Here is a 26,799-nt window from a genome sequence, read left to right on the forward strand (position 1 = left end):
TTTTCAACTCAGGTAGCATCCATCTATTCGTAAAAAATAAAGAACAGAGGTTGCAAAATGGCGCACACAGCTTATCCACAATCCTATTACGCGGCTTCCGCCAATCCCGTGCCGGCCCGCCCCGAACTCAATGGCGAGAGCGAAACCGATGTGTGCATCGTCGGCGCGGGCTACACCGGCCTGTCCACCGCCATTGCCCTGCTGGAGAACGGCTTCAAGGTCAGCATCGTCGAGGCGGCCAAGGTCGGCTTCGGTGCTTCCGGGCGCAACGGCGGGCAGATCGTTAACAGCTACAGTCGCGATATCGACGTGATCGAGCGTAGCGTCGGCCCCAAGCAGGCGAAACTGCTGGGCGATATGGCCTTCGAAGGCGGCCGCATCATTCGTGAGCGGATCAAGAAATACGACATCCAGTGCGACCTGAAAGACGGTGGCGTATTCGCCGCCAACACCGCCAAGCATATGAAGCACCTCGAGTCGCAGAAGAAGTTGTGGGAGCGCTACGGCCACACCCAGCTCGAGCTGATGGATGCCGAGCGCATTCGTGAGGTGGTGGGCACCGATATCTACAAGGGTGGCATGCTCGATATGAGCGGCGGCCATATCCACCCGCTCAACCTGGCCCTCGGCGAGGCAGCTGCGGTGGAATCCCTGGGCGGGGTGATCTACGAGCAGTCCCCGGCCATCCGTATCGAACGCGGTGCCAACCCCGTGGTGCACACCCCCAACGGGCGGATCAAGGCCAAGTTCGTGGTGATCGCCGGCAACGCCTACCTCGGCAACCTGATTCCCGAGCTGTCGGCCAAGTCGATGCCCTGCGGTACTCAGGTGATCACCACCGAGCCGCTGTCTGATGAGCTGGCGAAAAGCCTGCTGCCGCAGGATTACTGCGTCGAAGACTGCAACTACCTGCTCGACTACTACCGCCTCAGCGGTGACAAACGCCTGATCTTCGGCGGCGGCGTGGTCTACGGCGCGCGCGATCCGGCCAACATCGAAGCCATCATCCGGCCGAAGATGCTCAAGGCATTCCCGCAACTGAAGGACGTGAAGATCGACTACGCCTGGACCGGCAACTTCCTGCTGACCCTGTCGCGCCTGCCCCAGGTCGGCCGCCTCGGCGACAATGTGTATTACTCCCAGGGCTGCAGCGGCCATGGCGTGACCTACACCCACCTGGCCGGCAAGATCCTGGCGGAAGCCCTGCGCGGCCAGGCCGAGCGCTTCGACGCCTTCGCCGAACTGCCGCACTACCCCTTCCCCGGCGGCCAGCTATTCCAGGTACCCTTCAGCGCCATGGGGGCCTGGTACTACACCCTGCGTGACAAGCTGGGCGTGTAACGACCCCACAATAAAAACGGCACCCGCGGGTGCCGTTTTTTATGACCTGCCATCTACAACTGCGCATCTGGCCACTGCTGGCGGGCCGTGCGCAGCGCCCGTTGCGCAGCATCGCTGCGGCCCTGGTCACGCAACGCTGCTGCGGCATCCAGCCAGGTCTGCATTTGTGGTTGCGCCGGCAACCGATCGGCTGGCGTCAATACCACCGCCCAGCGCCCGGCCTCCTCCCAGCCACTGCTGAAGCTGGAAAAACTGGTATGCCAGCGCCTGCTATTGCCTGATCGCAGTACCAGCGTACGCTCACGTTTGTCGTAACCGACCAGGATGGCGAACTGCTGCCCTGGCCAGGCCAGCGTCTGATTGTGCAAGACCAGCACCGGATGTCCCGCCGCCACCTGCTGCAACAAGGCATCGAAGCTGGCCGGCAGCGGATACACCAGCACATCATGGGACCTGGCGGCGAACTCCAGCCCCGCCTGGGCACTGACAGCCCCAGCCTGCTGCATGCGCTGCTCCAGCAAACCGGGGCTACTGATCACGCCATGATGGTTAAGCAGTGCGGCTAAAGCGGAGGCCCCACCCTGGGCATCGCTCTGCTGAAAGAACGGTACATCGCTCAGCTCAACCCGCTCCGGCAGGCGTTGAGTTTCCAGCGACAGCGGCACGCTCGTGCAAGCAGTCAGTAGCAGCGAGGCGGATAAACACACAGCGGGCAAGAAGAATTTAGGCATTTCACATATTCAGTGGCTAAGGCTCGCGCGGAGCATAGCCGCGGCACCCCGGATCACCAAGCACAAAACTGCTGCAATTCAGAGTGCTAAGGGTCAGCGCAGCAACTGGCTCAGTACTGCGCGCAACTTGCCGGGTTTGACCGGCTTGTTGAGCAGCGGCACGCCCATGCGCTGCAGGTCGTGACGGCATTGATCGCTGCGATCGGCGGTGATCATCAGTGCCGGAATGCGGGTGGCGAAATGCTCGCGCAGATGGGCCACGACCTGATGGCCGAGCACCTCGTGATCGAGATGGTAATCGGCCACGATCAGGTCCGGAGCACGCTGTTCGAGAGCCAGCAAGGCGGCCTGCTGATCGGTTGCGGTAATCACCTCGCAGCCCCACTGGCCGAGCAGCGCGGCCATGCTGTGGAGGATGCTCAATTCGTTATCCACCACCAGCAGACGCCGACCCGGCAGCGGATCGCCGGGTAGCGCCTGCAGCGAGGGCGTCACAGCGGCTGCCGCCCGATGCTCGGCCAGGGGCACCTGGATGCTGAACATCGAGCCACGCCCCGGCTGCGAGCGAACCCGCACCGGGTAACCGAGGATGCGCGCAATGCGCTCGACAATCGCCAGGCCCAGGCCAACGCCCTTGCGTTCAGCGGCGCGGCCAACGTGCAGCTGGTTGAACTCGAGAAAAATGCTCTCCATCTGGTCTTCGCAGATGCCACGGCCGCTGTCCCAAACCTGCAGTTCGAGAAACGCGCCGCGCTTGCGCGCACCGAGAAAAATCCTGCCCTGTTCGGTATAGCGGCAGGCATTGCTGAGAAAGTTGCGCAGGATGCGCGTCAGCAGGCGGAAGTCGGTACTGATACTGCACTCGGCAATACGCACCTTGAACGCCAGGCCTTCGGCCTCGGCCACCGACTGGAACTCCGAAGCCAGAGGTGCGAGTAGCTCTTCCAGGCGGTACACATCGATATCCGGCTTGATCGCCGCCTGGTCCAGCTTGGAGATATCCAGCAGGTCGGTCAGCAGGTCCTCGGCCCCTTCCAGGGCCTGGTGGCTGCGTTCGACCAGATTGTGTTCCGCGCTCGGCAGGTTGCGCTCGCGCAGGGTCGAAATCAGCAGGCGCGCGGCATTGAGCGGTTGCAGCAGGTCGTGACTGGCGGCAGCCAGGTACTTGTCCTTGCTGCGATTGGCCGCTTCGGCGGCATCCCGGGCCTCGCGCAAGGCCTGTTCGATGCGTTCGCGCTCGATTATCTGCTGCTGCAGGTTGCGGTTGGCGTCCTGCAATTCGGCAGTACGCGCACCGACCCGCTGCTCAAGCTCGTCGTTGAGCAGTTGCAAGCGCTGCTGGGCCTGCTTGCGCTCGGTGATATCGGCCACGAACCCTTCGAACAGCCCCTCCTCGCCGGGCTTGAGCAGCAGGTTCATCAGCACGTCGATAACGCTGCCGTCCTTGCGCCGCAACTGGGTCTCGTAACCGAACAGGCCCGGCCCGCTGCCGAGGTGCTGGCGAATCTGCTGCAACTCCTCGACGCCGCCGACAAACAGGTAGTTGGCCAGCCCGCTCAGCGACCACAGCACTTCCTGCGGGTCGTCGTAACCAAGCATGCGCGCCAGGGCCGGGTTGGCCGCGCGCAAGCCCTCATGCAGGCTGGCCTGGAAGATCCCATGCACTGCGTGCTCGAACAGCCACTTATAGCGGTTGCGCTCGGTTTCCAGCTCTTCCAGGCGGGCGATCAGCTCCGGGTAATGGCTTTTGCGCGTCGAGTGGCTGCCCAAGCCGAGCAGCCCGGCTAGCGCATCGCTCTGGCTTGCTGAAGGGTCAGAGCGCCTCGGCATAGACGACCTCAACGTCGCGCTGGCTGGATTCACGCGGGTTGGTGAGGATGCAGGGGTCGCCCATGGCGTGGCGCGACAGGAAGGGAATATCCGAATTGCCGACGCCATGCAGGCCAAGGGTTTCATGGAAACCCACGGCGCGTTTGAGGGCGATCAGGTGCTCCACCAGGCGCTGGCTGATCTGCTTGTGGTTCAGCCCACGGCAGTCGATGCCGAGGGTTTCGGCGATCACCTTGAAGCGGTCCGGCGCGGCGCTGTAGTTGAAGGCCACCACATGCTCGATCAGCACCGCATTGCACAGACCGTGGGGCAGATCGAGAAAGCCGCCCAGGCTGTGGCTCATGGCATGCACCGCGCCGAGGATGGCGTTGGAGAAGGCCAGGCCGGCCTGCATGCTGCCGAGCATGATCTTCTCGCGCAGCAGGATGTCCTGCGGGTTGGCAATCATCTGCACCAGATTGCCGTTGATCAGGCGCATGGCTTCCAGGGCATGGGGGTCGGTCAGCGGCCCGCTGCCGGTGGAAACGAAGGCCTCGATGGCATGCACCAGGGCGTCGATACCGGTGCAGGCGGAGAGGAAGGGGTCCATGCTGGCGGTGGTTTCCGGGTCGATCAACGACACGTCGGGCACCACCGCCTTGCTGACGATGGAAAACTTCATCCGCTCCAGCGGGTTGGAGATGATCACGAACTGCGAAACATCCGCCGAGGTGCCAGCGGTGGTGGGAATCAGGATCAGCGGCGGGCTGGGCACGCGGATGGTGTCCACCCCTTCGAATTCGAGAATGCTGCGGCCGTGAGCGACGACGATGCCGATGCCCTTGGCGCAATCCATCGGGCTGCCGCCGCCGATAGCGACAATCAGGTTGCACTGGTTGGCGCGATAGATCTCCGCGCCGAGCATTACCTCGTCCACCCGCGGGTTGGGCGACACCCCGGTATACAGGCAGTACTCCAGGCCCTGGGCCTGCAGACTGGCTTCGACGTCGGCGAGCCAGCCTGCGGCCACCACACCCGGGTCTGAGACCACCAGCACCTTGCGCGCGCCGAAGGTGCTGGCATAGTTGCCGACATGGTGGCGGCAACCGGCACCGAAGATGATTTCCGGAGAAACGAATTTACGCAGCTGGCTCAGGGTATGGCTCATACAACGATCTGTGATTGGCGGATATCTCCGGCCAGCCTACTGCATTGTTCGCTGAATGCAATGCAACCAAGGCATTAGCCTCGGCGCAATCAACCTTGTAGCACGCATTGATAGAACGCCAGCTCGGCCGCCAGGGCATCGGCCAGGTGGGTCGCCTGGCGGAAGCCATGGCGCTCGTCGGCATACAGCCGGTATTCCACCGGCACGCCACGCTCGCGCAGCGCGGCGACCATGGTCTCGGTCTGCGCCGGCAACACCACCGCATCCAGGCCGCCCTGAAAGAAGATCACCGGAACGCTGATCTTCTCGGCATGCAGCAACGGCGTACGCGCCTGGTAGCGCTCGGCATCACGCTGCGGATCGCCGATCAGCCAGTCGAGGTAATCGGCCTCGAACTTGTGGGTGACCCGACGCAGCGCCAGCGGATCGCTGACCCCGTAGAGACTGGCACCAGCGGCAAAACCGCCACTTATCAAGGCGCACAGGGCGCTGTAGCCGCCGGCACTGGCACCACGTACAAACACCCGCGCCGGGTCGATAGCGCCCTCGTCCGCCAGCTTGGCTACGGCGGCGCGGATATCCTCGACCTCAAGCGCTCCCCACTGTCCGGCTAAACGCAGGCGATAGGCACGGCCATAGCCGCTGCTGCCACGGTAATTGAGATCGAGCACGGCGTAGCCGCGCAGCGTCCAGAAGGCGATACGCGGATCGAACACCGGATAACAGGCCGATGTGGGGCCGCCATGCAGAAAGACCAGCAGCGGCGGCGTCTCGCCCCCCTCTACTGGCGTATAGAAAAACCCATGGCAGCGCTCGCCTTCGCCCACCGTGCAGTCAACTGGCTGCGGCAGAGAAAGGTGCGTTTCGTTCAAGGGCCTCTCGCCACCGGCTAATATCCCTACCGCGCCATCATCTCGGGCAATCGCCAGCACGGCCGGCAGCCGGCTCGATGAGGCGGCGATGCAGTAGTAATGCCCGGTATCCGCCGCCAGGGCGCGAAAGCGGGTAAAGCCCTCGGCCAGACGCCGTTCGCCGATTGGCATCTCGTAGGGTGACGCGGGACCGCCTAGGTTGTGCGCACCATCGACACCTGCGCAAATGGCATTGGTGCGCGCGGCGCACCCTACGTCCAGCAGCACGGCGAAACCCTGTTCGAAACGTGTCAGCAGCATCTCGCCGTCTGCCAGCGGCAGGTAGGTACGCCCACCCAGTTGCCAGGGCGCAGCGGCATGATCGTAGGGTGACGCGGGGCCGCCGAGGCTGTGCACACCAAGGCCCGGCTTGTAGATACAAAGCGGCTGCCACCAGCCCGCTCGGTCGGACAACACCCAGAGCCGCCCTTCCTCATCGAAGCGCGGCTGCTGTAGCGCTTGATCAGCTTGCCCGCCAGCCAGCACGCTAATTGCGCCACCCTCCTCGCGCTGGCATAGCCGGGTAGCGACCCAGGGCAGGCTGGGCCGGTCCCATTCGATCCAGGCCAGTTGCCGACCATCAGGGCTGGCCACCACGCCGGCATAGAAATCGGCTCCCTCGACCAGCACCTGGCGGCTACCGTCAAGGCCGATGCGCACCAGTCGATGCACCACCGCCTCGGCCTCATGGCTTTCCTCGACCGCCAGCAGCGCCTGCCAGGCCGGCACAAAGGACAGCTCGCCATAGCGGCACTGCGACGTGGCGGTTAGCCCGTAGGGTGACGCGGGGCCGCCTAGGCTGTGCGCACTGTCATGGCCCTGTGTTCCCAGAAAGTCTATCAGGTAGATCTGCTGATCGGCCTCATTGACAAAGGCCGCGCCCTGCGCCGTGGCGCAACAGGCACCGCCGCCATATTCGTAGACCCGACTGCGCACCGAATAGCCAGGCGGAGTCAGCTCGCGAGCCACCCCTCCCTGCCAGAAGAACAGCCCGCAACGCGCCTGTTGCGGGTCGAAGGCCACCCACAGCAGGCCGCCATGGGCGGCGTGCAACTCGGCGAAATCGGCGCTGGCGGCTGCGGCCTGCTCAGCGCTCCAGATTCTGTCGGGGTCGGCTACGCCTTGCATATAAGCCGCGAGGCCTTGTCGTTGCGGTATTGCAGCTCTTCCAGCCCCAGCGGCGCATCTTCGGCCTGCTGGCGCGCGGCGAGGATCAGGTCGTGATGGGCCGACTTGCTGCACACCGGGTCGGCGTTGCTGGCATCTCCCGTGAGCATAAAGGCCTGACAGCGACAGCCGCCAAAGTCCTTGTGCTTCTCATCACAGGAACGGCACGGCTCGGGCATCCAGTCGTCGCCGCGAAAGCGGTTGAAACCGAAGGAATGCCGCCAGATATGCTCGATGCTGTGCTCGCGCACATTGGGAAACTGCACCGGCAACTGCCGTGCGCTGTGGCACGGCAGCGCGGTGCCGTCCGGGGTGATATCGAGAAACAGATTGCCCCAGCCGTTCATGCAGGCCTTGGGCCGCTCCTCGTAGTAATCCGGAGTGACGAAGATCAGCTTGCAGGGGTGGTTTTCGGCCGCGAGCTTGGCCCGCCATTCATTGGTGATGCGCTCGGCGCGCTCGAGCTGGGCGCGGGTCGGCAGGAGTCCTGCACGGTTGAGTTCGGCCCAGCCGTAGAACTGACAGGTGGCCAGCTCGACAAAGTCCGCCTCCAGCTCCAGGCACAGTTCGATGATGCGCTCGATATTGTCGATATTGTGCCGATGGGTGACGAAGTTCAGCACCATGGGGTAGCCGGCCGCCTTGACCGCCCGGGCCATGGCCAGCTTCTGGGCAAAAGCCTTTTGCGAGCCGGCCAGCAGGTTGTTCACCTCCTCGTCGGCGGCCTGGAAGCTGATCTGGATATGGTCCAGCCCCGCCTCGGCGAACTCGGCGATACGCGCCTCGGTCAGGCCGATACCGGAGGTGATCAGGTTGGTGTAGTAACCCAGGTCGCGCGCGCCCTTGATCAGCTCGGCCAGATCCTGACGCACCAGCGGCTCGCCGCCGGAAAAACCCAGCTGCGCTGCGCCCAGTTCGCGGGCCTGGCGAAACACCTCAAGCCATTCTGCGGTGGACAGTTCTGCGCCCTGCTGACTGAAATCCAGCGGGTTGGAGCAGTAGGGGCATTGCAGCGGGCAACGGTAGGTCAGCTCGGCCAGCAGCCAGAGCGGCGGCCCCGCTTCGTGGCCCGGCTTACTGAAGCTCGATCCAGAACTGTGCATTGGCTACCTCCATAAAGGCCAGGATGTCTTCATCGAGCCCTGGCACATCGGGAAAGCGCTCGCTCAGCGCCTCAATGATCTGGCCAACGCTATGGCTGCCGTTGACCTGTTTGAGGATTTCCCCGGCGCTGTCGTTGAGCTTGATCATGCCTTCCGGGTAAAGCAGCACATGGCAGTTCTGCACCGGCTCGAACTGCAGGCGAAAGCCGCGGCGCAGCCTGGGGGTCATGCTGACAAGGGACTGGCTCATAGGGCGATCCCCCGGTGCCAGATCCGCTCGGCCGTCACCGTGTGGTACGGCGGGCGCTCCAGCTCGTAGGCCATGCTCATGGCATCGAGCATGCTCCACAGCACGTCCAGCTTGAACTGCAGAATCTCCAGCATGCGCTGCTGGGCCTCGAGGGTGGTGTAGTGCGCGAGGGTGATGCGCAGGCCGTGTTCGACATCGCGGCGCGCCTCCTTCAGGCGCTTGCGGAAGTAGTCGTAGCCGCCGGCGTCGATCCAGGGATAGTGCTGCGGCCAGGCGTCCAGGCGCGACTGATGGATGGTCGGGGCGAACAGCTCGGTCAGCGAGCTGCTGGCGGCTTCCTGCCAGCTCGCTCGGCGGGCGAAGTTGACGTAGGCGTCCACGGCAAAGCGCACCCCTGGCAGCACCAGTTCCTGAGACAGCACCTGCTCGCGGTCCAGGCCCACTGCTTCGGCCAGGCGCAGCCAGGCTTCGATACCGCCCTCCTCGCCGGGTGCGCCGTCGTGGTCGAGGATGCGCTGGATCCACTCGCGGCGGGTGTCGCGGTCCGGGCAGTTGGCCATGATCGCGGCATCCTTGAGCGGGATGCACACCTGGTAATAGAAGCGGTTGGCCACCCAGCCCTGGATCTGTTCACGGCTGGCGTTGCCTGCGTACATGGCCCGGTGAAAAGGGTGATGGATATGGTAGTAAGCGCCCTTGGCGCGCAGCGCCTGCTCGAATTCGGCGGGGCTCATGGCGGTCTGGCTCATCATGGCTCTCCGGTGCGCAGCGCGCACCCTACAAATTGATGCTCATACCGTCCCAGGCCACATCGACGCCGTGGGCCGCGAGTTGCGCGCGCTCAGGGGAGTCGACATTGAGAATCGGGTTGGTGTTGTTGATATGGATAAGGATCTTGCGGCTGGCTGACAGGCCATCGAGCACCTCGAGCATGCCGCCGGGGCCGCTCTGCGGCAGGTGGCCCATCTCGCTGCCGAGCTTGTCGCCCACCCCGCAGTGGCGCATCTCGTCATCGCGCCACAGCGTGCCGTCGACCAGCAGGCAATCGGCGCGGCGCATCCAGGCTAGCAGCGCTTCGTCCACCTGACCCAGGCCCGGGGCATAGAACAGCGTACTGCCCGTGCGCCGGTCCTCAACGAACAGGCCGATATTGTCGCCGGGGTGCGGGTTGCCGCGGTGCGGCGAATAAGGTGGTGCGCTGCTGCGCAGGGCGATGGCGGTGATCGACAGGTTCGGGCAGGTCGGGATAGTGAACGGCACCCCACCCAGTTCGATCAGCTGATGCTGCAGGCCACCGTTCCAGTGGTCGAGCATATTGAACAGCGGAAAGCCGCTGGTCAGATCCTGATGCACCATCTCGGTACACCAGACCTTGTGCGGACAGCCTTCGCGCAGGGTCAACAGACCGGTGCAATGGTCGATCTGGCTGTCCAGCAGGATGATTGCGCCAATCGCCGTATCACGCACCTTGCGGGCCGGCTGCAGGGCCGGGAAGGCTTCGATCTGGGCGCGGATATCGGGCGAGGCGTTGCACAGTATCCAGTTGACCCCGTCGTCGGACAGGGCAATGGACGACTGGGTGCGCGGCTGCGCGCGCAGGCTGCCATCGCGTACGCCGCGGCAGTTATGGCAATTGCAGTTCCACTGGGGGAAACCGCCGCCAGCGGCGGAACCGAGAATCTGGATATGCATGGGAAATTCCGGGTAGATGCCCCGACAGAGCCGGGGCAAGGCGGATCAACGATTGGCGAAGTACATGGTGACTTCGAAACCAATGCGCATATCGGTGAAGGCGGGTTTAGTCCACATGGCGCGGTCCTCTTCTTATCAAAACCGGCGAATTCCGGTAGTGCTAGTTATGCACCGGAGCGGCGCACGACTAAATGGTACTTTGGGAGTAAGTCGGCCGAGCATTGGTAGGAACCCGGCCGACCGGCCTTCCGCAGCAGTCTGCAGCCCGAAAACTGTACCCCCTGCCCGCCTGACAACAGCCGGGAATATGTAGCCAAACATGTACCCCAGGCACCGTTACCACAGCGCCATCACCCCTCACCCACCGGCCTGCGCCGCGCAGGGCAGAACGCGGCGCAATAAAAAACGCGGCCGAAGCCGCGTTGCGAGAGTGATTTGCTGCCGTTTGTCAGGCCACTGCAGCCTGCTGCAAATCCTGCCCTGAGGGCCTATCGCAGGGAGAAGCCGGCACGCTGGAGCGAACGTGCCGGGGAGCAAACAGCAATCAGAAGAAGCCCAGCGGGTTGATGTCGTAGCTGATCAGCAGGTTCTTGGTCTGCTGGTAGTGGTCGAGCATCATCTTGTGGGTTTCGCGGCCGACGCCGGACTTCTTGTAGCCACCGAAGGCGGCGTGCGCCGGGTACAGGTGGTAGCAGTTGGTCCACACGCGACCGGCCTTGATCGCCCGGCCCATGCGGTAGGCGCGGTTGATATCGCGGGTCCACAGACCGGCACCCAGGCCGAACTCGGTGTCGTTGGCAATGGCCAGGGCTTCTGCTTCGTCCTTGAAGGTGGTGATACCCACCACCGGGCCGAAGATCTCTTCCTGGAACACGCGCATCTTGTTGTTGCCCTTGAGCAGGGTCGGCTGGATGTAGTAACCGCTGGCCAGGTCGCCTTCCAGGCGTTCTGCCGCGCCGCCGGTGAGCAGCTCGGCCCCTTCCTGCTGGGCGATTTCCAGGTAGCTGAGGATCTTGTCGTACTGCTGCTCGGATGCCTGGGCACCGACCATGGTCTCGGTGTCCAGCGGGTTACCGCGCTTGATCACCTTGATCTTCTTCATCACCTCGACCATGAAGGCGTCGTAGATGGATTCCTGCACCAGGGCCCGCGATGGGCAGGTGCACACTTCGCCCTGGTTGAAGAACGCCAGCACCAGGCCTTCGGCGGCTTTTTCGATAAAGGCCGGCTCGGCGTTCATGATGTCTTCGAAGAAGATGTTCGGCGACTTGCCGCCCAGTTCCACGGTCGACGGAATGATGTTCTCGGCGGCGCACTTGAGGATATGCGAACCGACCGGGGTGGAACCGGTAAAGGCGATCTTGGCGATGCGCTTGCTGGTGGCCAGGGCCTCACCGGCTTCGCGACCGAAGCCCTGGACCACGTTGAGCACGCCAGGCGGCAGCAGGTCGCCGATCAGCTCCATCAGCACGGTGATCGACAGCGGGGTCTGCTCGGCTGGCTTGAGCACGATGCAGTTACCGGCGGCCAGGGCCGGCGCGAGTTTCCAGGCGGCCATCAGCAGCGGGAAGTTCCACGGAATGATCTGCCCGACCACGCCCAGCGGCTCGTGGAAGTGATAGGCGGCGGTGTGTTCGTCGATCTCGGCGGCGCTGCCTTCCTGAGCGCGGATGCAACCGGCGTAGTAGCGGAAGTGGTCGGCTGCCAGGGGCACGTCGGCGTTCAGGGTTTCGCGCACGGCCTTGCCGTTGTCCCAGGTTTCGGCCACGGCCAGCACTTCAAGGTTGGCTTCGATACGGTCGGCGATTTTCAGCAGCACCAGGGAACGGGCCTGCACGCTGGTCTTGCCCCAGGCATCGGCGGCGGCATGGGCGGCGTCCAGGGCGCGCTCGATATCGGCGGCATCGGAGCGCGGGAACTCGCCGATGACCGAGGCATCGACCGGGCTGGTATTGGTGAAATAGCTGCCACCCAGCGGCGCGACGAATTCACCGTTGATAAAGTTGCCGTAGCGCGGCTTGAGATTGATGACTGCGCCTGGAGTACCGGGTTTAGCGTAAATCATGATGCTGACCTCTCTTGTTGTCGGAGCCTGCCGCCGGGAACGAGGCGCAGGTCATGGTTCGATATTAGGAAGCTGCCGGCGCGGCCGGTATGCGTCCATGGCATAGGACTGCTAGTCATTTGGTAGTAGACAGCCCGGCCGTATGCCGCGCGGCAGGGCCCTGGACTACTCAGCATAGGCGCTGCTGCCAACCCATGCCGTCGGCAATCCAATGCACGCTAGGTAAAGAGTTGGCAACCAGCACCGCGAAAGGTTCGCGAGTTGCCGCTTGCCCCTCCCACAAAGGTCTGCGCGTCCGTAGCCCGGATGCAATCGGGACACGCCAGCGCTAGCCAAACCGCTCCCGGATTCCATCCGGGCGACGCAAGACCGGAAAACCTGTACGCCAGAAAGCACAAGGCCGGCTATAAGCCGGCCTTGTGCAGCATTGCAGCCTTGGCGCTAAAGGATCAGCGCTTGGTTACCAGCTCCTTGGGCAGTTTGAAGGTCCAGAGCATGCCGCCCTGGTTGAAGTCCTTCACCCGCTTGGCCACTTCGCCGCCCCACAGCGGCACCGCGCCGCCCCAGCCGGAGAGTACGGAGACATACTGCTCGCCGTCCATTTCCCAGGTAACCGGGGAGCCGAGTACGCCGGAGCCGGTCTGGAATTCCCAGACCTTGTCGCCGGTCTTGGCGTTGAAGGCCTGCAGATAGCCCTCAGGCGTACCGGTGAACACCAGGTTGCCCTTGGTGGTCATCACCCCGCCCCACAGCGGCGCGAAGTTCTTGTGCCGCCAGACTTCCTTGCCGGTCTTCGGGTCGATGGCGCGCAGCACGCCGATGTAGTCCTCGTTCAGCGGCTTGATGGTGAAGCCCGAACCCAGGTAGGCCGCGCCTTTCTTGTAGGCGATGTCCTCGTTCCAGATGTCCATGCCCCACTCGTTGCTCGGCACATAGAACAGCCCGGTGTCCTGGCTGTAGGCCATCGGCATCCAGTTCTTCGCACCGAGGAAGGCCGGCGCGGCGAACACGCTCTTGCCCTTGGTCTCGCCGCCCGGCGCACCCGGACGGTTGCTGTCGTCGTAGATCGGTCGGCCGTTCTTGTCCAGGCCCTTGGCCCAGGTGATCTTGTCTACGAAGGGGAAGCCGCGGATAAACTTGCCGTTGGTGCGATCCAGCACGTAGAAGAAACCGTTACGGTCGGCAGTGGCCGCAGCCTGGATGGTCTTGCCACCTTCCTGGTAGTTGAACGACACCAGTTCGTTGACGCCGTCGTAGTCCCAGCCGTCGTGCGGGGTGGTCTGGAAGTGCCACTTGATGGTGCCGTCATCCGGGTTCAGGGCCAGGCGCGAGGACGAATAGAGGTTGTCGCCAGGGCGCAGGTGCGAGTTCCACGGAGCCGGGTTACCGGTGCCGAACAGCAGCAGATTGGTTTCCGGGTCGTACAGGCCGCCCAGCCAAGGGGCCGCGCCGCCGGTCTTCCACAGGTCGCCCGGCCAGGTCTTGCCGGCTTCGCCACCGCTGATGCCGTTCTCGACCGCCTTGCCGTCCTTGTAGACATAGCCCATGTGACCTTCCACGGTAGGACGGGTCCACAGCAGCTCGCCGTTCTTCGGGTCATAGGCTTCGATCTTGCCGACCACGCCGAACTCGCCACCGGACACCCCGGTGATCAGCTTGCCGTTGATCACCAGCGGTGCGGCGGTGATCGAGTAGCCGGCCTTGTGGTCAGCCACGCTCTTGCGCCATACCACCTTGCCGGTGTCCTTGTTCAGGGCTACCAGCTTGGCATCCAGGGTGCCGAAGATCACCAGGTCGCCGTACAGGGCCACGCCGCGGTTGATCACGTCGCAGCACGGACGGATATCTTCCGGCAGGCGCGCATCGTACTGCCACAGTTCCTTACCGGTGCGCGCATCGACCGCAAACACCCGCGAGTAGGAGGCGGTGACGTACATCACGCCGTCCTTGATCATCGGCTGAGCCTGCTGACCGCGCTGCTTCTCGCCGCCGAAGGACAGTGCCCAGACCGGCCGCAGATCCTTGATATTGTCGACGTTGAGGGTATCCAGCGGACTGTAACGCTGGCCTTGCAGGCCCATACCGTTGGTGACGATTTCATGGGTGGTATTCACGTCACCGAGAATTTCCTTGTCGGTAACGGCCCATGCGCTTGCGCCGGACATCAACATAGCGGCACACAGCGTGCTGAGAACGAAAGGCTTGCGTAGACCAGAGTGTTTCATTGCGGCTACCTCTGTGGGTTCATTGTTATTACCGGGAAGTTTTCCCGGTCTGTGACAGATTCTTGGCCTATGGGGGCTACCCAGCAATTGAACGCAGTACCGATTTCCCTAGTTCCTTGGTAGCAATACTTCGCCGCTCGCCGCCCCACACAGCGCCCACAATGGGCCTGCGCACTCCACCGCCCAAGCCTTGGTTTATGCCGCGCAGGCTGCTCGGCTTCGTCGGGCCAACTGCGCCGCTCGGCTTCTGCGACCGACTTAAGTGCCGCCCAGGCCACCGGAAAAGAGCATTCCCAGTGCCCCGCCCAGGCCTTAGAAAGAGATACCCCCCACGCCAAGGAGAACGCCCATGGCCCGTGTCATTGTGCTGTGCTGCCTGTTACTCAACTGCCTGGGTAACCAGCTGCTTGCCGAGCCGATCAAAATCGGCCTCAACTACCCACGCACCGGCAACTACAAGGACGAAGGCCTGGAACTGCGCCGCGGAGCCCTGCTCGCGGTCGAGGAAATCAACCACGCCGGCGGCGTGCTCGGTAGGCCGCTGGAGCTGCTTAGCGAAAACACTGCCTCGCGCGCCGCCCAGGCCGGCGACAATGTCGACCTGTTCGCCGACCAGGGCGCGCGCATGGTTTTCGGCGGGGCCACCAGCGAAGAGGCCATGGCCGCCGGCCAACGCGCCCGCGAACGCGGCCTGCTGTACTTCGCTACCCTCAGCTACGCCAACGAAGTCACCGGCCAGGCCGGCCAGCGCTATCTGTTTCGCGAATCCAACAGCGCCTGGATGAGCGCCCGGGTACTCGGCGAATACCTCTCCTGGCACCAGCCGCGTCAGCACTACCACTACATCCTGATCGACGATGCCTGGGGGCGCAGCATGGAAAACGCCCTGCGCCAGGCCACCGGCAGCAGCGACCGCGCCCGCCACGGCCGCAGCGTACTGCCCAGCGGCGTGGTCAGCCGCGCGCAATACCTCAGCGTCCTGGCCAAGGCCCGGGCCAGTGAGGCCGATATCCTAGTGCTGGTGCTACTGGGGGAAAATCTGCAACGCAGCATGCGCCTGGTACACAACCTCGGGCTGAAAGAGAACATGCAGATCATCGTGCCCAACCTGACCAAGAGCGTGGTGCAGAACGCCGGGCCGCTGGTGATGGAAGGCGTAATCGGCACCGAAGCCTGGACCTGGGAACTGCCCCGACTGGACCAGAACCCCCACGGCCAGAGCTTCGTCCAGCGCTATATCGACGCCCACCAGGAGTACCCCGGCAGCACCAGTGCCAGCGCCTACTCGGTGGTCAAGCAATGGAGCGCGGCGGTGCAGCGCAGCCAGAGCCTGGACAGCGAAAAACTGATCCAGGCCCTCGAAGGCCACAGCTACAGCCTGCTCAAGGACCAGCAGCAATGGCGCGCCTTCGACCACCAGAACGTGCAGAGCATCTACGCCGTGCGTGTGCGCAAGCGCGACGAGATCATGAGAGATCCCTTCAAACAGAACTACTTCGAGATCATCCACCGCATGGCCGGCGACCAGGCCGCCCCCAGCCTGGACGACTGGCAGCAGGAACGCGGCGAGGAGTTGACGCTGCAGTAGGCTGCAGCAGTTTTTTGCCAGCCACCTGTCGATTCCTCATCGCGGCAAACGACTAGGGGTTGTCGGCAAGGACTCACGCCTTGCCGGCACGACCTGATCTGCAACCTGCCCAGCCGAGGAATCGCCCATGTCGCTGAAACTCTATGCCCACCCCTTCTCGTCCTACTGTCAGAAGGTGCTGATTGCGCTTTATGAGAACGCCACCGCGTTCGAGATGCGCCTGCTCGCACCCGATGACCCGCAGGCCGCGGCCGAACTCGCCGCGCTCTGGCCGCTCAAGCGCTTTCCCCTGCTGCTGGATAACCAGCGCAGCGTGCTGGAGTCGAGCATCATCATCGAGTACCTGGATCTCTATCATCCCGGTACGCTACGCCTGATCCCCGAGGACCCACGCGCAGCGCTGGAAGTGCGGACGATGGATCGCTTCTTCGACAACTACATTTCCACGCCGATGCAGAAGATCGTCTTCGACCGCATCCGCACCGCCGATACCCGCGACCCTCAGGGCGTCAGCGACGCCCGGCAGATGCTCGACAGCGCCTATCGCTGGCTCGACACCACTCTGATGGGCCGCCAGTGGGCGACGGGCGACAGCTTCAGCCTCGCCGATTGCGCAGCCGCGCCCGCGCTGTTCTATGCCGACTGGGTGCAGCCGATCAGCCCGAGCCTGACCCAGGTGCATGACCTGCGCCAACGCCTGCTGGCGCGGCCCTCCTTCGCCAGAGCGGTGGATGAGGCACGCCCCTATCGCCACCTATTTCCGCTGGGAGCGCCCGATCGGGATTGAAAAAGGCTATGCCGCCATCTATGTGTTGCATCGTGCGGGCATGCCCCGATGTCCGGGCCGCAGTAATTCGTAGGGTGGGTTAGCCGCGTGTGGGGATTGCCAAGCATCGCCTCACCCGGCATGCGGCGTAACGCGTTCTACCGTCTGGTGGGTTACGCGCCGCACCACTATCGCATTTGGATTATCGAGCAGTATTCGGCGTCGCTAACCCACCCTAGACTGCCCAAGTCCCGGCCGGAGCCAATCACCCGGTAGGAGAGCCCCCGTCCTCCAGGTGCCGCACTATCGCGCAGCAAACTGGAGGCAATAGTGTCTATCGGCTTGTAGGTACCCTGTAGGAGCGGGCTTGCCCGCGATGGATTTCGCGGGCAAGGCTAGGCACCCCCGCCGCCCCTACAACCTGCATAAACCGGGGACAGCGCCTTATCTATCCACCCGCTGCATCTGCGCCTGCTCGTAGCGCGGGTAGAGATGGCTGACGCTGCGGATCAGCTCGTAGCGGCTCAGGCTGATACCGGCAAAGCGCTCGGGGATAGGGGTGCGGATCAGTTCGTTCATTTCCGCGCCCCGCTCGGCTCCGCTGCGCATCACGTCGTCGAGCCAGCCGAGGTAGTCGCGCATCTGCACGAAGGGGGCGGCGTCTAGGGCCAGCGGGCCGTGGCCGGGGACGATCTGCTTCCAGGGCAGAGCCTGTAGTAACTCGTTATCGCGCAGCCAGGTGTCCAGCCCTGGGGTGCCAGGGGTGGTCAGGGCTCGCTGGTAGAACAGCAGGTCGCCGGCAAACAGTACGCCGCTGTTTTCGTCGAGGATCGCCAGGTCGGCCCCGCTGTGGCCGCTCAGCTCCAGCAGGCGCAGGCGGCGCTCGCCGATCTGCAGCACCCCGGGTTGCAGGGTCTGGTTGGGCAGCAACACTTCGGTGCCGCGCATCCAGTCGCCGACCAGGCGGTACATATTCTCCGCCATGGCCTCGCCCTGCTCATCCAGCAGGCGGCGAGTGCCGGCCAGGGCTGCGATCGGCACATCGGCGAAGGCCTGGTTGCCGAGGGCGTGGTCGGGGTGGTGGTGGGTCAGCAGCAATTGCAGCACGGGCTTGTCGGTGACCCGAGCAATGGCCTGGCGCATGGCTTCGCCGTAGCGTTTCGAGGGGCCGCTATCGATAACCACCACGCCCTGCTCTGTGACGATAAACCCGGTATTGACGATATTGCCGCCATTGCTCTGGGCGAAGTTGTCGGTGCTGCCTTGCAGCAGCCAGACGCCGTCGGCAATCTGCCGGGGTTGCAACTCATAATTCAACTCGGCCTGGGCCGGGCCAAACGTCAGGCTTAGCAGCAGTACTATCCAGCGCATTGCATTCCCCCCCGTCAAAACGCCGCCTCGAACTCATTGCCGTTGTTATCGCGCAGCCACAGCGTGGTTTCGCCCTCGCCCTTCACCTCCAGGCTGATGGTGGGGTTTTCGCTGACGGCGGCAAACAGCTCCAGGGTCGCCAGGCTGTTGCCGGCGCTGTCGCGCAGTTCGGCCTGGTTAAGGAAGAATTCGGGGATGCCGCCGACCAGGCCGTTGTCCATCGGGTGGGCGACCTGCAGGCGCAAGCGGCTGGAGTCGGCCAGGGGGTAACGCTTGCCGAGCACCTGGCCCAGGCGCTCTTCCCAGCCCGCTTCGGCGCGTACCACGCTGGGTGCGGTGCAGCCGCCGCCGGCGGCATCGACCTGGGCCGAGCCGATATGCCAGAGGCCATCGCGGGTCAGCACCGCGGCGCGGATCGGCGTGGCCTGCTCGACGCGAATGCGGATGGCCAGGCGCGCCACCACCTGCTCGCCGGGGCGAAAGTCGAAGATCTGCGCGATCGGGTTGAGCTCGGCCCAGGCCAGGATGCGCACCACCTCGCCGTCGTAGGCGCTGGCGTCGACCTGGATCGGCACCTGGCGGGCATCCTCGGCAAAGGGCGGCACCTGCACCACGATGCGCTCGTCGAAGACATAGGGCGCGCCGTCAAGCAGACGCGCGTGGTGGTACTCCCACATCACCGAGCTGACCGGGTCGTCCTGCGCCGCCCAACTGTCCCAGGGCACGGCCAGCAGGGCCAGGAACAGAAAGCTACGCCAGTCCAGATCCATCCACCACCTCCGCAGCAACGGGTCGCGGCTGGGGCCGCGGCCTGCTAGTCGATATCCTGATACAGGCCCGGCAACTCGTAACGCAGACCGTAGCGGCTGTAGAGGGTTTTCAGCTCGCCGGCGAGGATCAGCTCCTCGAGCTTTTCTTCCAGGGCATAGGCCAACTGACGGTTGCTTTCATGCACCGCCATGCCGATGTCCCAGACCTGCTTGCCCATATCCGGGTAGGCGTTTTCCGCCAGGGCTAGGTTGTCGTCGGCGGCCTGCTGCAGCTGCCAGTCGATCTCGCCGCGCATGGCCATCACCGCGTCCACCTCGCCGTTACGCATCCCGGCAAAAGCCGCCTGGGGCGTGGCGAAATGGTGGGTCTTGGCGCTGAGCATGCCGTCGAACACCGAGGACAGGTAGAACGAAGGCACGCTGTCGACCTCGACGCCAATCGGGTGCCGCTGAAATACTGCGATGCTCGGCACCGCCTCAAGCCGACGCTGGTCGTAGGCCACCTGCCAGCGCTCGCGCTGATAGGCCCCGAACATCACCACCAGCTCGTTGACCAGCTCACCGAATTCGTTGCTCTTGTAGGCAAATTCGCGGTCGTAGGGCACGCGCAGCATCACGTCGGCGAGCACCTCGGGGCGCAGGTAGTGACCGCGCCAGATATAGTCGCGCAGGTCGGCGTCGAGGTTTTCCCCGGGCGGTGCCCAGATCAGCTCCAGCCGGAGCCCAAGACCTTTGGCCAGGGCCTCGGCGACCTCGTAATCGACGCCCCGGGGCTGGCCGTCCTGCCTGAAGCTGTAGGGGGCGAAATCGTCATAGAGGGCAACCTTGAGCACCCCCGACTCGATGATCGAATCGAAGCTGCGCACCGGCGCACGACCGACGTTCTGCGCCTGGGCCGCACCCGCCAGCACAGCCAGGCACAGGGCCAGGTACAAACCGCACTGGCGCACAAGGGCGACCAGGCTCGGCGCATTCCGGCCCATGGCCATTACTCCTCGACGGCCACGCTTTCCAGGTAGCTGCGTATGGCCCACAGCGCTTCCTGGCTGAGGTAGTCGGCCATCTTCGGCATATACACCCGGCCGTCGCGCACCGCACCGTTGATCACCCGCTCCTTGAACCACTCATCGCCCATCGCGCCGGCTTCGAGCAGACGCAGGTCCGGGGCGATACCACCAGATATGGCTTCCAGGCCATGGCAGGCCGCGCAGTTCTGGTTGTAGGCCGAGGTACCGATTTCGATGGCCCTGGGGTTATCGCGGTAGGGGTTCTCTTCCAGCCACTCTTCGCCCAGGGGGTCCAGGCCATCGGTCTTGACCGCTTGTGGCACCACATCACCATGGGCCCACAGATTGGCGGAGAAGGCCAACAGCAGGAGCGCACCGGCACAGTTGTTTTTAATAGCCATGATCAAGACCTCTTTTTCTTGTGAATGCACGCAGAGCACATCAGTAAATCGCTCGTTATCTGCATCTTAGAAAGGCCCCGGTCAACAACGAATGCTGCTTTGGTGGCTCACCTCTAGTCCCTTGGTAGTAGGGCCGATGGCGAGCGGCGGCAGGGCTTAAGAGCCAAGGCCAAGTCATGACGAGCATGGGCAATTTTCCCGGCAAATCCGGGAGTTTTTCCGTTTCTGCCCGCACGCCATGGTTCCACTATCGGCTCGCCAGTTCGCCAACCAGGGCGCACTGGCGGCCTTCTTCATCACGATGGGAACCACAACCATGACAACAAGATCGTTACCCAGCTCGCCACGCCCCGTGGCACTCGCCCTGCACAGCCTGCTGCTGGCCGGTGGCCTGGCCCTGGCGGGCAGCGCGCTGGCCAAGCCCGTTACCTGGGACGATATCGCCAGCGACCACCTGAGCACCGACAACGTGCTGCAGTACGGCATGGGCACCAACGCCCAGCGCTGGAGCCCGCTGGCCCAGGTCAACGACCAGAACGTATTCAAGCTGACCCCGGCCTGGAGCTACTCCTTCGGCGACGAGAAGCAGCGCGGCCAGGAATCCCAGGCGGTGGTGCATGACGGCGTGGTCTATGTCACCGGCTCCTACTCGCGGGTATTCGCCCTCGATGCCAAGACCGGCCAGCGCCTGTGGACCTACAGCCACCACCTGCCGGACAACATTCGGCCGTGCTGCGACGTGGTCAACCGCGGCGTGGCCATCTAAGGCGACAAGGTCTACTTCGGCACCCTCGACACCCGCATCGTGGCGCTGAACAAGGACACCGGCAAGGTGGTGTGGAACAAGAAGTTCGGCGACCACGCCGTCGGCTACACCATGACCGGCGCACCGACCATCGTGAAGGACAAGGTCAGCGGCAAGAGCCTGCTGATCCACGGTAGCTCCGGCGACGAGTTCGGCGTGGTCGGCAAGCTGTTCGCCCGCGACCCGAAAACCGGCGAAGAGGTCTGGATGCGGCCCTTCGTCGAAGGCCACATGGGCCGCCTGAACGGCAAGACCTAGGTCAGTTCGGCGTTGTCGGCCTGCACCTGTTGCAGGGTGGTGGCCATGACATTGAAGCGCCCGGCCAGGCTGCGCGCTTCGGGCATGCTGTGGGCGGCCAGACGCACATCGAGCGGCCCCTGGCTCACCCGCGCCAAACCCGCCAGCAGCTCGTCCAGCACACGCAGGCCACGGCGCACGGCCCAGGTGATGCTGAGCAGGCTGAGCAACAGCAGCTGCAGCAGCGAATCCCAGACTTCTTCGATTTCATCGGCGGGGTCCAGGGCGATCTGCAGCGGCTGGCCGTCGTCCAGTTGCAGCTGCAGCGCAGGCCCAGCGTCGGGCAGCAGATGAGCGGCCAGCCACTGCTGCAGAGCGGATTCAGCAACAGGTGGCGCAACGCCCTCCGCCGGCACGCGGGTCACCCGCACATGCCGCAGATTAGCGGCCAGGCCGCCGTGCAGGCTGGCCGGGTCACGCCGGGCGGCCACCTGCAGGTATTCGATGATGGCCTCGGCGGCGCGCATCTCGCGCTGTACATCGGCACTGCCCTGGCGCAGCAACAGGGCCGTACCGAGCAAGGCCACCAGGGCAAAGAACAGGGTGACGCAGAGGTTGATCCGCCACAGCGCCGTTATGCCTTACTTGACCACGAAGTGGCCTTGCATGCCCTTGCCTTCCAGGCCCTTGGCATAGAAGCGGAACGTGCCCGGCTTGATTGGCACGAAGAAGATCTCCGCCTCGCCGGCGTCCTCGAATTCCAGTTCGGTCAGGGTGATCGCCTTGATCTCCACGCCACCCGCCTCGACCTTGCGCAGAAAGATCGAGTGGGCGAACTCCGGAGCCTGGAAAGCGTATTCCTTCTGCCCGCTGGCGATGATCTTGAGGCTGTAGGCCTTGCCGGTTTCCAGCTGATACTCGTGCTGCGACATGCTGTAGTCGCTCTCCTCGTTGCCCAGGACCAAGTCCGGCAACGCGGTGCTCATGCGGGTCAGATCACCAGCGGCATAGAGGGGGTCGAAGCCGAACAGGCTGCCGAGCAGAATCAGGGCCAGGGTGGCCGTCTTGAGCGCAGACATGGGCGCGTACCTTTGTTGTTTTTGTCGAGGGGCCATCCTAAAACCGCCGCACGCGCGCCGGCCTACTACCTTGGTAGCGCTCGGCTGGTACTTTGGACAGCCATCAAAACCAGCCACCCGCCGCGCAACCAACACCATCGACGCAGCGATCCGCCACCATGGAAGTACAGCCGCGCCGCCCGCCGCTTGTTAGCCTCAGGCGCACTCCAGCCGCCCTCTGCCGACAGGTGCCCCATGCCTCGCGCTCTATTGTTAGCCCGCTGCCGCAAGCACGCCGTGGCCCTGACGCTTGCCCTCAGTTGCAGCGCATCCCCGGCTGCCGACGAGCAGAGTCGTATCGCCCGGGAGATGGTCCAGGTGCTGGAAGCCTATGCGGTCTACAAGATGGGCGAATATGACGAAGCCTATGACCGCTACCTGGCCCTGGCCGAGGCCGGCAACCGCCAGGGCATGCTCAACGTGGCCAATATGCATGCCGCCGGCCTGGCCGTTGCGCAGAGCCATAGCCAGGCCCTGCACTGGTACCAGCGCGCCGCCGACAGTGGCGATGCCATCGGCATGTACGAGGTCGGTCGCGCCCATGAGCTGGGCCTGGGGACCGCGGCGGATGCGGCCCAGGCCGAACACTGGTACCGCCGCGCCGCGGAACGGGACAACAGCACGGCGCAGTGGCTGCTGGGCAAGCGCCTGTACGAGCGCGGCGACCGGCTACCCGGCCTGCACTGGATCCGCGCTGCCGCACGGCAGGGCGACGAGCCCGCGGCCATCGCCTTTCTCGCCAACCTGGAAGGCCGCGCCGAAGGTGGCTCGCAGCCCTCCGCCGACGAGCGCGAAGCGGTGCTCGCAACCCTGACGGCCATCGACCAGGCCGCCCAGCGCCGGGATGCCCAGGCAGTTGTGGCCGCCCTCGATGCGGATGCCGATATACAGGTACGCCTGCCCGACAGCCCGCACTGGCAACGTCTGAACAAGGCCGAACTGGCAGCGCTCTGGCAGGCCAGCTTCGACCGTGCTGAGGACTACAGCTATGCCCGCGGCGCAACCGAGCTGCTGGCCGCGGACGGCCGCATCCTGGCCTTCGCCACCCTGCGCGAACGTATTGGCGCGGTGGGCGCGGCAGCGCGAGAACTGCAGATCGAGCAACAGGCGCAGCTGCGCATCAGCGCCGGACGCGCCGTGATAGAGCGCTTGCGCCTGGATATTCGGGATCCGCAACGCTGATCCTTGGGCCGGGCACTTACGACCTTGGTACAAGCCCATCGGTACTTTGGGCATATTTCCCCCATGGCCTGCTGTTCCTATGCTGGCAACACCGCCCCAGGAGTTGCCCATGCGCCAGACCAGCCGTCACTTCTTGCTCTGCGCCGTCGCCAGCCTCGGCCTGGCGCTGCCCTGCCTGGCGGCTACCCCGGCCGCCGAGCTGCAGGTACGCATCGGCTACCTGGCCTATATCCCGGAAACTGGCCCGCTGCTGTCCAACGTCATCCCCGAACCGGCCGACGCCGGCCTGCGCGGGGCCGAGCTGGCAATCACCGACAGCAACAGCACCGGGCGCTTCCTCAAACACAGCTACAGCCTGAGCAGCGCCCAACACGGCGACAGCGCCAGCCTGCTGGAAGCGGCCAGCGCACTGCATGCCCAGGGCCTGCGCCTGTTTGTGGTCAACGCCCCCGCCGAGACCCTGCGCCAGCTCAGCCTGCGCCTGGACGACAGCCTGCTGCTCAACGCCGGCAGCCGCGACGACAGCCTGCGCCAGAGCGAATGCCTGCCCAACGTGCTGCACACCCTGCCCAGCCGCGCCATGCTCGCCGATGCCCTGGCGCAGTTTCTCAGCGTGCGCAAATGGTCGCGCTGGCTGCTGATCAGCGGCCCCACCGAGGACGACCAGGCCTACGCCGCGGCGCTCAAGCGTGCGGCCAAGCGCTTCGGCCACCAGATAGTCGCCGAGAAGCCCTGGAGCTTCGACAATGACCAGCGCCGCAGCGCCCAGGCGGAGATGCCGCTGTTTACCCAGACCGCCGAGTACGACGTAGTGCTGGTGGCCGACGAGCGCGGTGACTTCGGCGAATACCTGCCCTACCAGACCTGGTACCCGCGCCCGGTGGCCGGCACCCAGGGCCTGACCGCCACCGGCTGGCACAAGACCGTGGAAACCTACGGCGCGGCGCAGCTGCAAAAACGCTTCGAGGCCCATGCCGGGCGCTGGATGAACGACCGCGATTTCGCCGCCTGGATCGCCGTGCGCAGCCTCGCCAGCGCGGTGAGCAAACTGCGCCAGAGCGACGCGGCGGCGATCCGGCAACTGGCGCTGAGCGACCAGTTGCCGCTGGACGGCTTCAAGGGTCGCAAGCTGAGCTTTCGCAGCTGGAACGGCCAGCTGCGCCAACCCATTCCCCTGGTGCACCCCCGCGCCCTGGTCAGCAACTCGCCGCAAGACGGCTTTCTGCACCCCACCAGCGAGCTGGACAGCCTCGGCTTCGATCAACCGGAAGTGAGCTGCGATCTGGCTGGCAGTCGTACGTGATGGTGCGGCCTCTCGTAGGGTGCGCGGGGCCGCCCCAGGCCGTGCGCACCACCGCATAAGCCTGCCGCACCCGACAACAACAAGAGGATCAACCCATGCGTCTTAGTCACCTTGCCTGTGCCATCGCCCTCGGCCTGACCTGCCACACTACCCTGGCCGCCACCGCCTATGTCTCCAACGAGAAGGACGACAGCATCAGCGTGATCGACCTGGACAGCCTGGAAGTGACCGCCACCCTGGAAGTCGGCATGCGCCCGCGTGGCCTGCTGCTGTCCAGCGACAACAAGCTGCTGTACATCTGCGCCAGCGACTCGGACCGGGTGCAGGTCATGGACCTGGCCACGCGCCAGATCATCAAGGAACTGCCCTCCGGGGCCGATCCCGAGCAGTTCGCCCTGCACCGCAATGACCGCTGGCTGTACATCTCCAACGAGGACGATGCCCTGGTCACCGTGGTCGATGTGCAGAGCGACGAGGTGCTGGCGCAGATCGACGTCGGCGTCGAGCCGGAAGGCATGGCCGTCAGCCCGGACGGCAAGTGGGCGGTCAACACCAGCGAAACCACCAATATGCTGCACTGGATCGACACCAGCACCCAGCAACTGGTGGACAACACCCTGGTCGACCAGCGCCCGCGTCATGTCGAGTTCGACAAGGACGGCAAGCACCTGTGGGCCTCGGCGGAAATCGGCGGCACGGTCAGCGTGGTCGATGTCGCCAGCCGGCAGATCGACAAGGTGCTGACCTTCCAGATCAAGGGCGTGCACCCGGACAAGGTGCAACCTGTGGGGGTCAAGCTCAGCGATGACGGCAAGCTGGCCTTCATCGCCCTCGGCCCGGCCAACCATGTGGCGGTGGTCGACGCCAAGACCTACGAAATACTCGACTACCTGCTGGTCGGCCGGCGCGTCTGGCATTTGGCCTTTACCCCGGACCAAAAGCGCCTGCTGACCACCAACGGGGTCAGCGGCGACGTCTCGGTGATCGATGTCGACTCGCTCAAGGTGAGCAAGTCGATCAAGGTCGGTCGTTACCCCTGGGGCGTGGTTGTGACCCCATGAATGCTCTAGAAGTCAGCGCCGTTGGCTTTGCCTATGGCCCGCGCCAAGCCCTGCAGGACGTTGGTTTCAGCCTCGAATGCGGGCGCTTCACCGCCCTGCTCGGGCCCAACGGGGCCGGCAAGTCGACTCTGATCGCCCTGCTTACCCGCCTCTACGATCTGCAGCAGGGCGAGATCCAGGTGCTCGGCTGCAGCCTGCGCCGCCAGCCGCGCGAGGCCCTGCGCCAGCTCGGCGTGGTGTTCCAGCAGAGCACTCTGGACCTGGACCTGAGCGTGGAGCAGAACCTGCGCTACCACGCCGCCCTGCACGGCATGCCACGGCGCGCGGCGCAGGCCCGAATCGACGAGGAACTGGCGCGCCAGCAACTCGACGAACGCCGCGCCGACAAGGTGCGCGACCTCAATGGCGGCCACCGCCGCCGCGTGGAAATCGCCCGCGCCCTGCTCCATCGCCCGCGCCTGCTGCTGCTCGACGAGGCCAGCGTCGGCCTCGACCCGGCCAGCCGCCAGGCCCTCAACCAGCATGTGCGCCAACTGTGTCGCGAGGATGGCCTGGCCGTGCTGTGGACCACCCACCTGCTCGATGAAGTGCAGGCCAGCGACCAGCTGCTGATTCTCAACCGCGGCCGCCTGGTGGCCCAGGGCCCGGCCAGCCAGATCGGAGCCGACGACGCCAGCCTGGCCGCCACCTTCGCCCGCCTTACCGCGGAGGTCATATGAGGTATCTCG

Annotated in this window: 24 protein-coding genes and 1 pseudogene; 8 read left to right on the plus strand and 17 right to left on the minus strand. The window is 64.6% G+C overall.

The window, feature by feature from the left end; genetic code table 11:
• Positions 1-57 precede the first annotated feature (57 nt).
• Positions 58-1,341 carry an NAD(P)/FAD-dependent oxidoreductase gene (locus WMW70_RS21420; RefSeq protein ID WP_341439486.1) on the plus strand — a complete coding sequence of 428 codons (1,284 nt, stop codon included), beginning with the start codon at positions 58-60 and terminating at the stop codon, positions 1,339-1,341.
• Between the two features lie 53 nt (positions 1,342-1,394).
• Here the strand turns inward: WMW70_RS21420 and WMW70_RS21425 are convergent, their stop codons facing one another.
• From WMW70_RS21425 to WMW70_RS21475, 11 genes are all read right to left on the minus strand, one after another.
• Positions 1,395-2,072, minus strand: coding sequence for a PA2778 family cysteine peptidase (locus tag WMW70_RS21425; RefSeq protein WP_341439487.1), 678 nt, complete (start codon positions 2,070-2,072; stop codon positions 1,395-1,397).
• A gap of 93 nt (positions 2,073-2,165) precedes the next feature.
• On the minus strand, positions 2,166-3,902 hold the full coding sequence (locus tag WMW70_RS21430; protein WP_341439488.1) for a PAS domain-containing hybrid sensor histidine kinase/response regulator: 1,737 nt from the start codon (positions 3,900-3,902) through the stop codon (positions 2,166-2,168).
• Positions 3,886-5,049 carry an alcohol dehydrogenase-like regulatory protein ErcA gene (ercA, locus tag WMW70_RS21435; RefSeq protein WP_341439489.1) on the minus strand — a complete coding sequence of 388 codons (1,164 nt, stop codon included), beginning with the start codon at positions 5,047-5,049 and terminating at the stop codon, positions 3,886-3,888. The genes WMW70_RS21430 and ercA overlap by 17 nt, the downstream gene beginning before the upstream one ends.
• Before the next feature lie 89 nt (positions 5,050-5,138).
• Positions 5,139-7,088 (minus strand): alpha/beta hydrolase family protein, encoded by a 1,950-nt coding sequence (locus WMW70_RS21440; RefSeq protein ID WP_341439490.1) that lies wholly within the window; start codon positions 7,086-7,088, stop codon positions 5,139-5,141.
• A complete protein-coding gene (pqqE, locus tag WMW70_RS21445; RefSeq protein ID WP_341439491.1) occupies positions 7,076-8,230 on the minus strand; it encodes a pyrroloquinoline quinone biosynthesis protein PqqE in 1,155 nt (384 codons plus the stop codon). Before pqqE ends, WMW70_RS21440 begins: the two co-directional genes overlap by 13 nt.
• Positions 8,202-8,480, minus strand: coding sequence for a pyrroloquinoline quinone biosynthesis peptide chaperone PqqD (pqqD, locus tag WMW70_RS21450; protein ID WP_341439492.1), 279 nt, complete (start codon positions 8,478-8,480; stop codon positions 8,202-8,204). The genes pqqE and pqqD overlap by 29 nt, the downstream gene beginning before the upstream one ends.
• Positions 8,477-9,229 (minus strand): pyrroloquinoline-quinone synthase PqqC, encoded by a 753-nt coding sequence (gene pqqC / locus WMW70_RS21455; protein WP_341439493.1) that lies wholly within the window; start codon positions 9,227-9,229, stop codon positions 8,477-8,479. The genes pqqD and pqqC overlap by 4 nt, the downstream gene beginning before the upstream one ends.
• Before the next feature lie 28 nt (positions 9,230-9,257).
• Positions 9,258-10,172 carry a pyrroloquinoline quinone biosynthesis protein PqqB gene (gene pqqB / locus WMW70_RS21460; RefSeq protein ID WP_341439494.1) on the minus strand — a complete coding sequence of 305 codons (915 nt, stop codon included), beginning with the start codon at positions 10,170-10,172 and terminating at the stop codon, positions 9,258-9,260.
• Positions 10,173-10,217: 45 nt separating this feature from the next.
• Positions 10,218-10,289 carry a pyrroloquinoline quinone precursor peptide PqqA gene (pqqA, locus tag WMW70_RS21465; RefSeq protein ID WP_003284930.1) on the minus strand — a complete coding sequence of 24 codons (72 nt, stop codon included), beginning with the start codon at positions 10,287-10,289 and terminating at the stop codon, positions 10,218-10,220.
• Positions 10,290-10,716: 427 nt separating this feature from the next.
• Positions 10,717-12,237, minus strand: a complete 1,521-nt coding sequence (exaC, locus tag WMW70_RS21470; RefSeq protein ID WP_341439495.1) for an acetaldehyde dehydrogenase ExaC — start codon at positions 12,235-12,237, stop codon at positions 10,717-10,719.
• Between the two features lie 449 nt (positions 12,238-12,686).
• The gene (locus WMW70_RS21475) at positions 12,687-14,462 is read right to left on the minus strand and encodes a methanol/ethanol family PQQ-dependent dehydrogenase (RefSeq protein WP_341439496.1); all 1,776 of its coding nucleotides are present in this window, start codon (positions 14,460-14,462) and stop codon (positions 12,687-12,689) included.
• Positions 14,463-14,811: 349 nt separating this feature from the next.
• Here WMW70_RS21475 and WMW70_RS21480 point away from each other — a divergent pair, with 349 nt between their 5' ends.
• Positions 14,812-16,050, plus strand: a complete 1,239-nt coding sequence (locus WMW70_RS21480; protein ID WP_341439497.1) for an ABC transporter substrate-binding protein — start codon at positions 14,812-14,814, stop codon at positions 16,048-16,050.
• A 127-nt stretch (positions 16,051-16,177) separates the two neighbouring features.
• Positions 16,178-16,837: a glutathione S-transferase family protein gene (locus WMW70_RS21485; RefSeq protein ID WP_341439498.1), complete on the plus strand. Its 660-nt coding sequence runs from the start codon at positions 16,178-16,180 to the stop codon at positions 16,835-16,837.
• A 423-nt stretch (positions 16,838-17,260) separates the two neighbouring features.
• Here the strand turns inward: WMW70_RS21485 and WMW70_RS21490 are convergent, their stop codons facing one another.
• Genes WMW70_RS21490 through pedF form a run of 4 tightly spaced genes read right to left on the minus strand, consistent with a single transcriptional unit; the run spans position 17,261 to position 20,365 of the window.
• The gene (locus WMW70_RS21490) at positions 17,261-18,187 is read right to left on the minus strand and encodes a quinoprotein relay system zinc metallohydrolase 1 (RefSeq protein ID WP_341439499.1); all 927 of its coding nucleotides are present in this window, start codon (positions 18,185-18,187) and stop codon (positions 17,261-17,263) included.
• A gap of 14 nt (positions 18,188-18,201) precedes the next feature.
• Positions 18,202-18,957 (minus strand): quinoprotein dehydrogenase-associated SoxYZ-like carrier, encoded by a 756-nt coding sequence (locus tag WMW70_RS21495; RefSeq protein ID WP_341439500.1) that lies wholly within the window; start codon positions 18,955-18,957, stop codon positions 18,202-18,204.
• A 44-nt stretch (positions 18,958-19,001) separates the two neighbouring features.
• Complete coding sequence (locus tag WMW70_RS21500; protein WP_341439501.1) at positions 19,002-19,940, minus strand: transporter substrate-binding domain-containing protein; 939 nt, start codon at positions 19,938-19,940, stop codon at positions 19,002-19,004.
• A gap of 5 nt (positions 19,941-19,945) precedes the next feature.
• Positions 19,946-20,365: a cytochrome c-550 PedF gene (gene pedF / locus WMW70_RS21505; RefSeq protein WP_341439502.1), complete on the minus strand. Its 420-nt coding sequence runs from the start codon at positions 20,363-20,365 to the stop codon at positions 19,946-19,948.
• A 316-nt stretch (positions 20,366-20,681) separates the two neighbouring features.
• Here pedF and WMW70_RS21510 point away from each other — a divergent pair.
• Positions 20,682-21,422 (plus strand): annotated as a pseudogene (locus WMW70_RS21510) (outer membrane protein assembly factor BamB family protein); the annotation flags it as partial.
• Between the two features lie 2 nt (positions 21,423-21,424).
• Here WMW70_RS21510 and WMW70_RS21515 read toward each other — a convergent pair.
• Entirely contained in the window at positions 21,425-21,988 is a 564-nt protein-coding gene (locus tag WMW70_RS21515) for a HAMP domain-containing protein (RefSeq protein ID WP_341439503.1), read from the minus strand.
• Between the two features lie 60 nt (positions 21,989-22,048).
• On the minus strand, positions 22,049-22,486 hold the full coding sequence (locus WMW70_RS21520; protein ID WP_341439504.1) for a copper-binding protein: 438 nt from the start codon (positions 22,484-22,486) through the stop codon (positions 22,049-22,051).
• A 234-nt stretch (positions 22,487-22,720) separates the two neighbouring features.
• Between WMW70_RS21520 and WMW70_RS21525 the strand changes: the two genes are divergently transcribed.
• From WMW70_RS21525 to WMW70_RS21540, 4 genes are all read left to right on the plus strand, one after another.
• Positions 22,721-23,707: a tetratricopeptide repeat protein gene (locus WMW70_RS21525; RefSeq protein ID WP_341439505.1), complete on the plus strand. Its 987-nt coding sequence runs from the start codon at positions 22,721-22,723 to the stop codon at positions 23,705-23,707.
• 109 nt (positions 23,708-23,816) lie between these two features.
• Positions 23,817-25,010, plus strand: a complete 1,194-nt coding sequence (locus WMW70_RS21530) for an ABC transporter substrate-binding protein (protein ID WP_341439506.1) — start codon at positions 23,817-23,819, stop codon at positions 25,008-25,010.
• 95 nt (positions 25,011-25,105) lie between these two features.
• A complete protein-coding gene (locus tag WMW70_RS21535; RefSeq protein WP_341439507.1) occupies positions 25,106-26,071 on the plus strand; it encodes a YVTN family beta-propeller repeat protein in 966 nt (321 codons plus the stop codon).
• Positions 26,068-26,790 (plus strand): ABC transporter ATP-binding protein, encoded by a 723-nt coding sequence (locus tag WMW70_RS21540; protein WP_341439508.1) that lies wholly within the window; start codon positions 26,068-26,070, stop codon positions 26,788-26,790. The genes WMW70_RS21535 and WMW70_RS21540 overlap by 4 nt, the downstream gene beginning before the upstream one ends.
• Positions 26,791-26,799 lie beyond the last annotated feature (9 nt).

Source organism: Pseudomonas sp. XK-1, from assembly GCF_038069885.1.
Lineage (GTDB): Bacteria > Pseudomonadota > Gammaproteobacteria > Pseudomonadales > Pseudomonadaceae > Aquipseudomonas.

What these genes read in the sequence shown, in the direction of transcription:
- WMW70_RS21420 (WP_341439486.1), top strand. Translation starts at nt 58, where the DNA reads ATGGCGCACACAGCTTATCCACAATCCTATTACGCGGCTTCCGCCAAT.
- WMW70_RS21425 (WP_341439487.1), bottom strand. Translation starts at nt 2,072, where the DNA reads ATGCCTAAATTCTTCTTGCCCGCTGTGTGTTTATCCGCCTCGCTGCTA.
- WMW70_RS21430 (WP_341439488.1), bottom strand. Translation starts at nt 3,902, where the DNA reads ATGCCGAGGCGCTCTGACCCTTCAGCAAGCCAGAGCGATGCGCTAGCC.
- ercA (WP_341439489.1), bottom strand. Translation starts at nt 5,049, where the DNA reads ATGAGCCATACCCTGAGCCAGCTGCGTAAATTCGTTTCTCCGGAAATC.
- WMW70_RS21440 (WP_341439490.1), bottom strand. Translation starts at nt 7,088, where the DNA reads ATGCAAGGCGTAGCCGACCCCGACAGAATCTGGAGCGCTGAGCAGGCC.
- pqqE (WP_341439491.1), bottom strand. Translation starts at nt 8,230, where the DNA reads ATGCACAGTTCTGGATCGAGCTTCAGTAAGCCGGGCCACGAAGCGGGG.
- pqqD (WP_341439492.1), bottom strand. Translation starts at nt 8,480, where the DNA reads ATGAGCCAGTCCCTTGTCAGCATGACCCCCAGGCTGCGCCGCGGCTTT.
- pqqC (WP_341439493.1), bottom strand. Translation starts at nt 9,229, where the DNA reads ATGAGCCAGACCGCCATGAGCCCCGCCGAATTCGAGCAGGCGCTGCGC.
- pqqB (WP_341439494.1), bottom strand. Translation starts at nt 10,172, where the DNA reads ATGCATATCCAGATTCTCGGTTCCGCCGCTGGCGGCGGTTTCCCCCAG.
- exaC (WP_341439495.1), bottom strand. Translation starts at nt 12,237, where the DNA reads ATGATTTACGCTAAACCCGGTACTCCAGGCGCAGTCATCAATCTCAAG.
- WMW70_RS21475 (WP_341439496.1), bottom strand. Translation starts at nt 14,462, where the DNA reads ATGAAACACTCTGGTCTACGCAAGCCTTTCGTTCTCAGCACGCTGTGT.
- WMW70_RS21480 (WP_341439497.1), top strand. Translation starts at nt 14,812, where the DNA reads ATGGCCCGTGTCATTGTGCTGTGCTGCCTGTTACTCAACTGCCTGGGT.
- WMW70_RS21485 (WP_341439498.1), top strand. Translation starts at nt 16,178, where the DNA reads ATGTCGCTGAAACTCTATGCCCACCCCTTCTCGTCCTACTGTCAGAAG.
- WMW70_RS21490 (WP_341439499.1), bottom strand. Translation starts at nt 18,187, where the DNA reads ATGCGCTGGATAGTACTGCTGCTAAGCCTGACGTTTGGCCCGGCCCAG.
- WMW70_RS21495 (WP_341439500.1), bottom strand. Translation starts at nt 18,957, where the DNA reads ATGGATCTGGACTGGCGTAGCTTTCTGTTCCTGGCCCTGCTGGCCGTG.
- WMW70_RS21500 (WP_341439501.1), bottom strand. Translation starts at nt 19,940, where the DNA reads ATGGGCCGGAATGCGCCGAGCCTGGTCGCCCTTGTGCGCCAGTGCGGT.
- pedF (WP_341439502.1), bottom strand. Translation starts at nt 20,365, where the DNA reads ATGGCTATTAAAAACAACTGTGCCGGTGCGCTCCTGCTGTTGGCCTTC.
- WMW70_RS21520 (WP_341439504.1), bottom strand. Translation starts at nt 22,486, where the DNA reads ATGTCTGCGCTCAAGACGGCCACCCTGGCCCTGATTCTGCTCGGCAGC.
- WMW70_RS21525 (WP_341439505.1), top strand. Translation starts at nt 22,721, where the DNA reads ATGCCTCGCGCTCTATTGTTAGCCCGCTGCCGCAAGCACGCCGTGGCC.
- WMW70_RS21530 (WP_341439506.1), top strand. Translation starts at nt 23,817, where the DNA reads ATGCGCCAGACCAGCCGTCACTTCTTGCTCTGCGCCGTCGCCAGCCTC.
- WMW70_RS21535 (WP_341439507.1), top strand. Translation starts at nt 25,106, where the DNA reads ATGCGTCTTAGTCACCTTGCCTGTGCCATCGCCCTCGGCCTGACCTGC.
- WMW70_RS21540 (WP_341439508.1), top strand. Translation starts at nt 26,068, where the DNA reads ATGAATGCTCTAGAAGTCAGCGCCGTTGGCTTTGCCTATGGCCCGCGC.